Below are 6,584 nucleotides of genomic sequence, written 5' to 3'. Positions count from 1 at the left end.
GCCCAGGCCCGCGCTGTAGCCCACCGTGCGCTCCGCCTCCGTCCGCCCCTGGAGCACGTAGGCCCCCAGCGGCGCGACGGTGATGCCCAGGTTGTTGGCGGGTTCAGCGAGGGCGGGGGTCGCCAGGAGTGCGAGCCCGGCGCACGCCAGGGGGAGGGCGGAGCGGAACATGGCCTCCCCCCGGAGCAAGGCCAGGGCCAGGGGGATTCCCCAGCCGCGTCAGGCACTTGCGGGGAGGGCCGGGTGGAGGCCGCGGCCCTTGCAGGACACGGCCGTCACAGCCCGGCGAGGTGCGACAGGTGCGTCAGTTGCCCTCGGCCTCGTCCTCCGGGTCCGGGGCGCCGGGCGTGGCCCCCGGGGCGGCGGGCGAGTCCCCGGCCTTGTTGCGCGGGATGCCGAAGTGGTCCAGCGCGTCCGCGATGCCCTGGGGCTTGTCCGCGTCCGGCAGGAAGTCCTGGGGCGGCTGCAGCCCGGGGTCCTTGCCAATCTCCGTCAGGCTGGACTCCAGCGTCATGCGCAGCTCCGCGGCCTCCGGGGTCTTCTCCTGGGGCACGCCGATGCGGCCATCCAGCCGGGCCTTGAGGACGACGGAGGTGGCCGCGTCCACCAGCACCTCGCCCTCCAGCGAGCGGGGCAGCCGGTGCGCGAAGAAGTTGGCGCGGCGCTTCGTCGTCTCGTCCGCGTTCTTCGGGGAGAAGGCGGCGGGCATCTTCTTGGGGGCGCCGCCCTCCTGGGGCGCGCCCAGGGAGACGTTGTATTTCCACGCGGTGCGCCCCTCGTGGGTGACGGTGCCCGCGGGGGTGAGCTTGATGCGGCCCTGGAAGAGGCTGTCGAAGTCGCGGATGGCGCCCGTCAGCTCCGTGCGGGTGCGCTCGGCCATGCCCCGGTCGCGCAGGCGCTGGCGGTACGGGCCGTAGCGGTTGCGCGCGAACACCTGCCCCTTCACGCGCATCACCTCCAGGCCCTGGTCCCGGGAGTTCTCCAGGACGCCGTGGAAGTCGCCGTTGACGCCGCCGGGGCCCGCGCGGAAGGAGCGCGTCTCCGTGAGCTTCACCGGGTTGTTGCCGTTGGGGCCGGCCCACTCGTAGCTGAGGGTGGACTGGAAGAAGTGCGGGCCCAGCCGCTCGGTCACCTCCGCGGCGTCCATGCCCAGGATGCGGCGCGACACCTGGGGGTTGTCCGCGACGTCCTCCGGCGGCAGCTTCTCCTTCGCCGAGGCCACCACCTTCGGCGGGTCCTCCGGAGAGAAGATGCGGGCCTTGGCCGCCTTGTCGACGGGGTCGGAGCAGCCGGCGGCTGCCAGGACCAGGGCGAGGGCGGCGGACTTCGTCAGACTTCTCACGGAACCTCCACGACCAGGACGGCGGGGGCGGCAAGTTACGTGGGGGGGACATGAGCGGCAAGCGGTGGCTTGCGTGCAGCCGTGCAAGGGATAGAACGCCCAACCCATGCAGAACCTGCGAGACAAGTTGTTGAAAGCGGGCCTCGTCTCCGAGGAGCAGGCCAAGAAGTCCGACTCCATGCCCTCGGCGCCACGGCGCCAGGAGGACAACCGGGGGAGCGCTCCACGCGCCCCGGCCCCTCGTGGACGTGATGAGAATCGGACAGCCGGAGGCCCGCCGCGCCGCGATGACCGCGGAGGTCCGCCGCGCCGTGAGGGCGGTGGAGGCCCCCCGCGCGGCGCCGGAGGTCCCCCGCGCCAGGGTGCGGGCGGTCCGCCGCGCCAGGGCGGAGGCTTCCGGGGCGGTCCCCAGGGCGGGTTCGGCGCCAACGTGCGTCCGGGCGTGCCCTCGGAGAAGCCCATCCCCAAGCTGCCGCCCCTGCCGGGCTCCAAGGCCTACCAGCGCGCCGAGTCCAAGAAGCAGGTGGAGCTGGACCGCGCCCTGCGCGAGCTGGTGCTGGGCGCCCAGGTGCCGCAGGAGCCGGGCGAGACGGCCTTCTACTTCATGACGCGCAAGGGAAAGCTGCGCCGCATGGAGCTGAGCCCCGCGCAGGCCAAGCAGCTGGAGGACGGCGAGCTGGGCGTGGTGGAGCGTCCGGAGCCCGCGCAGATTGAGCACTCGCTGGTGCCCGCCGCCGCGGCCGAGCAGATGTTCGCGCTGTCGCAGAAGGCCGTGCGCTTCTTCAACCGCAAGGAGAACCCCGTCGGCTTCATGAACGACGAGGAGCTCAAGGCGCAGCAGGCCGCCGAGGCCTCCGGCACCGCGGTGGAGACGCCCGACGAGCCCGAGGCGTCCGCGGAAGGCTCCGAGGAGGGCGGCGAGTCCGCCGAAGCGTCCTCCGAGCCGTCTGGCGAGCCGAGCGGCGAAGGCAGCCCCCAGTCCTGACGTTCCTTCCCGTGCCCTCCCCTCCTTCCCATCCGGGAGCGAGGGGAGGCGCGGCTTCCACCGGATGTCCGCGCCGGCCTCAGCCGAACGCGTCGATGCCGGTGATGGCCTTGCCCAGCACCAGCGTGTGCACCTCGTGGGTGCCCTCGTAGGTGAAGACAGACTCCAGATTGAGCATGTGACGCACGGGCGGATAGTCGTCCGTGATGCCGTTGGCGCCGTAGATGCTCCGGGCCACGCGGGCGATGTCGAGCGCGCTCTTCACGTTGTTGCGCTTGGCCAGGCTCACCATCACGGGGTTGCTCTTGCCCTCGTCCTTGAGGCGCGCGAGCCGCAGGCTCAAGAGCTGCGCCTTCACGATCTCCTGGAGCATGTCCGCCAGCTTCTCCTGCGTGAGCTGGTAGCCGGCGATGGACTTGCCGTCGAACTGCGTGCGGGACAGCGCGTACTCGCGCGCGCCCTCGAAGCACGCGATGGCCGCGCCCGTCACCGCGAACGCGATGCCCGCCCGCGCGTTGTTGAGGCACGACAGCGGACCGCGCAGGCCCACCACGCCGGGCATCACGTTGCGGTCCGGCACGCGCACGTCCTGGAAGGACAGCTCGCTGGTGCGCGACGCGCGCAGGGAGAACTTGCCGGGAATCTCCCGCGCGCTGAAGCCGGGCATCCCCTTCTCCACCAGGAAGCCGCGCACGGACTCCGGGCCGCCGTCGTCCGTCTTCGCCCACACCACCGCGACGTCCGCGATGCTGCCGTTGGTAATCCACGCCTTGGTGCCATTGAGCACCCAGCTGTCTCCATCCTTCCGCGCGCGGGCACGCATGCCGCCGGGGTTGGAGCCGAAGTCGGGCTCGGTGAGGCCGAAGCAGCCGATGAGCTGTCCCTTCGCCATGCCGGGGAGGAAGCGCGCCTTCTGCTCCTCGCTGCCGTAGGCGTGGATGGGGAACATGCACAGCGAGCCCTGCACGGACGCGAAGCTGCGCAGGCCGGAGTCACCGCGCTCCAGCTCCTGCAACACCAGGCCGTAGCTGACGGTGTTCATGCCCGCGCAGCCGTAGCCCTGGAGGTTCGCGCCCAGCACGCCCAGCTCCGCCAGGCCCGGGATGAGGTGCGCGGGGAAGGTGCCGTCTCGGAAGTGCTTGCCGATGATGGGCAGCACCTCCGCGTCCACGAAGCGGGCCACCGCGTCGCGGGCGGCCTTCTCCTCGGCGGACAGCAGGTCGTCGATGCGGAACAGGTCGGTGATGTCGGCGCGGGGCATGGCGACTTGCTTAACGTCGCCATGCCGGAGCCGTCAAACCACCGGCGCGTCAGCGCTTCGCGGGCGCGAGCGCATCCAGGTCCGCGTCGCGCAGGAAGTTGACCAGCGGACCGTCGATCTTCCGCTGGCCGTCCACCACCACCGTGGGCTTGAGGAAGAAGAGGTTGTTCCAGTTGAAGTCATACAGCGCGGCTTCCGCGGCGTCGTTCCAGGTCGCGTCCATGCGGCCCCGGTAGTACCCGAGCTTGTGCAGCACGCGCTTCACGACCTTCGTCGTCTCCTTGTCGAGCGGGATGAGGTCCGACGCGTACGGCGCCGCGACGCCCGCCTGGTAGCGGTTCATCTCCACGTCCAGCTCGCGCAGCGCGTTCTTGCTGCCGTGCACGACGGCGTCCGCGAGCACCTTCGTGTAGAAGACCGCCTCGTTCTCCGAGCTCCAGACGCGGATGACGCCGGAGCGCTCGCCGTTGTTGTCTCCGCCCACCCGGGCGCCCGCCTTGAGCGACGCGAGCAGCCGCTGCGGCAGGCTGCCCGTGGCCTGCTGGAAGCCCCTCACCATGGCGTCGCAGATGGTGGCGGTGGTCTGGTTGTTGGCCTGCACCACGAAGTTCGCGCCCTTCACCGCGCAGCGCTGCGATGCGCTCTGCGCCCCGGTCTGCTGGCCCACGGTGGTGGTGCCATCGGCGTTGAGCTTCACCGCGGCCAGCTGCCGGTAGTCCGCGTACGGGTCCACGGTGAACACGTAGTCGACGGCGGCCTGGGCCGTGTCGCCCGCGTCGGTGCGGGCGATGATCGCCTCGGCGTCATCCACCGAGGGATAGAACATGGAGGCCACCGCCACGTCCGGGCGGCCGTAGGGCACCAGGCCGCTGATGCCCGAGGGGAAGGAGATGCTGGCCACGCCGCAGGACTTCTCCACCGCGTCGCACGCGACGATGGCGCGTGTGCCGAGGACTCGCGGGTTGATGCCGGTGGGCGCGGCGGCGAGTGCGGACGTGGACGCGAGCATCAGACAGGAGGCGGCCAGCAGGCCGTGCTTGAACGACTTCATGGGCAGAGGACTCCGGTGCAGTGGGTGTTGTCTTGAAGAGCCCCCGGCATCGCGAATGATGCATTTCGCCGTGCACCGTCCGTACGAATCACGCGTGGCGACCTATGCTGTCCGTCCATGGCAAACGAGACGACGAAGACGGTGGTGGTGACGGGCGCGAGCCGGGGCATTGGCCGCGCGGTGTCCCTGGCGTTCGCGCGCGAGGGCTATGACGTCTGGGCGCTGGCGCGCTCGGCGGAGTCGCTGGAGGCGCTGCGCAAGGAAGGGGGCGAACACATCCGCGCGCTCACGGTGGACGTGGCGGACGAGTCCGCGCTGCTGGCGGCGTGCAAGACCGTGCTGGCGGCGGGCACGCCCCGCGTGCTGGTGAACAATGCGGGCATCACCGTGTCCGCGCCGCTGACGAAGACGTCCACGGCGGACCTGGCGAAGGTGATGGCCGTGAACGTGACGGCGCCCTTCCTGCTGTGCCGTGAGCTGATGCCCGCCATGGCGTCCGCGGGCGGCGGGCGCGTCATCAACATCGGGTCCATCACCGCGACGCGCGGGGCGAAGTACACGTCCGCCTATTGCGCGTCCAAGCACGCGCTGCTGGGGCTGACGCGCGCGCTGTCCGTGGAGTACGCGCGCAAGAACGTCACCGTGAACATCGTGAACCCGGGCTGGGTGGAGACGGACATGTTCGCGGGCGCGACGGCCGCCATCACCAAGACGACGGGCCGCAGCGAGGAGCAGGCCCGCGAGGCCCTGGCCGCCATGAGCGCCATGGGCCGCATCATCCAGCCGGAGGAGGTGGCCGCGATGTGCCTCTTCCTCGCGTCGGACGCGGCGGCGCCCATCACCGGCGCGGCCTACGCCATCGACGGCGGAGAGGCGGCGTAGCGCACGGCCCTCAAGCCGTCACAGGCGGTACTGCCCCACGATGTTGCTGACCTCGTGGGACGCGGTGGTGAGGCGCGCGGCGGCCACGGCGCTGGTGGCCACGCGCTCCACCGTCTCGTCCGCCAGCCGGGTCAAATCGCTCAGCGCGGCGAACAGCTCCGCGATGCCCGCGTCCTGCTGGCTCACCATGTCCGCGATGCTCTTCACGGACACGCTGTTGTTCTGGATGACCGCGGCCAGCGCGCGCAGGCTCTCTCCCGCCGCGCGCGCCTGCTCCAGGCCGCCCTCCACCTCGCGCGTGCCACCCTCGCTCGTCTGGACGGCCTCGGAGATGGCGCGGCCGATGTCCGCCAGGATGGTCTGCACGCGCGCCGTGGCCGTCGCGGACTGGTCCGCCAGCGACCGCATCTGCCGGGCCACCACCGCGAACGCCCTCCCCGCCTCACCGCTGCGCGCCGCTTCGATGGCCGCGTTCAGCGCCAGCACGTTGGACTGGTCCGCCAGGTCCTTCACCGTGCCGGTGATGTCGCCCACCTGCCGCGTGCTCTGCCGCAGCTCCGACACCGTGTTGGAGATGCGCTCCACCTGCGAGCGGATGTGCGTGAGTCCGCCCACGCTGCCCGCCACCGCGGACTCGCCCGCCTGCCCCACCGCGCCCGCCTTCTCCGCCTCGCGCAGCACGCCCGTGGCCCGCTGCGCCGCCGCCCGCGAGCTCTCCTGAAGCTGCCGCGCGGCGATCTGCGTCTGGTGCAGCGCCGCCGCCTGCCGCGTCACCGCCAGGTTCTGGTCCGACGCGGAGTTCGCCAGCTCCAGCGCCGTGGCCTCCAGCTCCTGCGCGGAGTTCTTCAGCGCCAGCAGCACCGCGCGCAGCCGCGCCATCATCTCCCCGAAGGACGTGGCCAACTGGCCGATCTCGTCATGGGAGTGGATGTTCAACGTGCCGCTGAAGTCCCCTTCCGCCACCACGCGCGCCGCCGCCGCCGTCAGCGCGCCCAGGGGCGCCATCATCCGCCGCACCAGCAGGAACACGCCCCCGCCCGCCATCAACGCCACGAGCAGCCCC

The 6,584-nt window shown here is 71.5% G+C and carries 6 protein-coding genes; 2 read left to right on the top strand and 4 right to left on the bottom strand.

Going from position 1 to position 6,584, the window contains the following annotated elements; genetic code table 11:
* Nucleotides 1-304: 304 nt before the first annotated feature.
* A complete protein-coding gene (locus D7X55_RS33480) occupies nucleotides 305-1,342 on the bottom strand; it encodes a hypothetical protein (protein WP_199747272.1) in 1,038 nt (345 codons plus the stop codon).
* Between the two features lie 442 nt (nucleotides 1,343-1,784).
* Here D7X55_RS33480 and D7X55_RS44905 point away from each other — a divergent pair, with 442 nt between their 5' ends.
* Entirely contained in the window at nucleotides 1,785-2,327 is a 543-nt protein-coding gene (locus D7X55_RS44905; RefSeq protein WP_233610224.1) for a DUF2058 family protein, read from the top strand.
* Nucleotides 2,328-2,406: 79 nt separating this feature from the next.
* Here D7X55_RS44905 and D7X55_RS33470 read toward each other — a convergent pair whose 3' ends face one another.
* Both D7X55_RS33470 and D7X55_RS33465 read right to left on the bottom strand, forming a co-directional pair.
* Entirely contained in the window at nucleotides 2,407-3,588 is a 1,182-nt protein-coding gene (locus D7X55_RS33470) for an acyl-CoA dehydrogenase family protein (RefSeq protein WP_121725180.1), read from the bottom strand.
* 49 nt (nucleotides 3,589-3,637) lie between these two features.
* Entirely contained in the window at nucleotides 3,638-4,639 is a 1,002-nt protein-coding gene (locus tag D7X55_RS33465; RefSeq protein ID WP_121725179.1) for a DUF1028 domain-containing protein, read from the bottom strand.
* Between the two features lie 117 nt (nucleotides 4,640-4,756).
* On the opposite strand from D7X55_RS33465, the gene D7X55_RS33460 reads away from it, so the two are divergent.
* Nucleotides 4,757-5,521, top strand: coding sequence for an SDR family NAD(P)-dependent oxidoreductase (locus D7X55_RS33460; RefSeq protein WP_120550478.1), 765 nt, complete (start codon nucleotides 4,757-4,759; stop codon nucleotides 5,519-5,521).
* 18 nt (nucleotides 5,522-5,539) lie between these two features.
* Here the strand turns inward: D7X55_RS33460 and D7X55_RS33455 are convergent.
* Nucleotides 5,540-6,584: methyl-accepting chemotaxis protein (locus D7X55_RS33455; RefSeq protein ID WP_147470307.1), on the bottom strand; the 1,045-nt coding region annotated here is incomplete at its 5' end.

Origin of the sequence: Corallococcus sp. AB049A, from assembly GCF_003668885.1 — a bacterium.
In the GTDB taxonomy this organism is placed as follows: Bacteria; Myxococcota; Myxococcia; order Myxococcales; family Myxococcaceae; genus Corallococcus; species Corallococcus interemptor.
The sequence above is the reverse complement of the archived record's forward strand: the minus strand, read 5'-3'. Positions and strand labels throughout refer to the sequence as shown.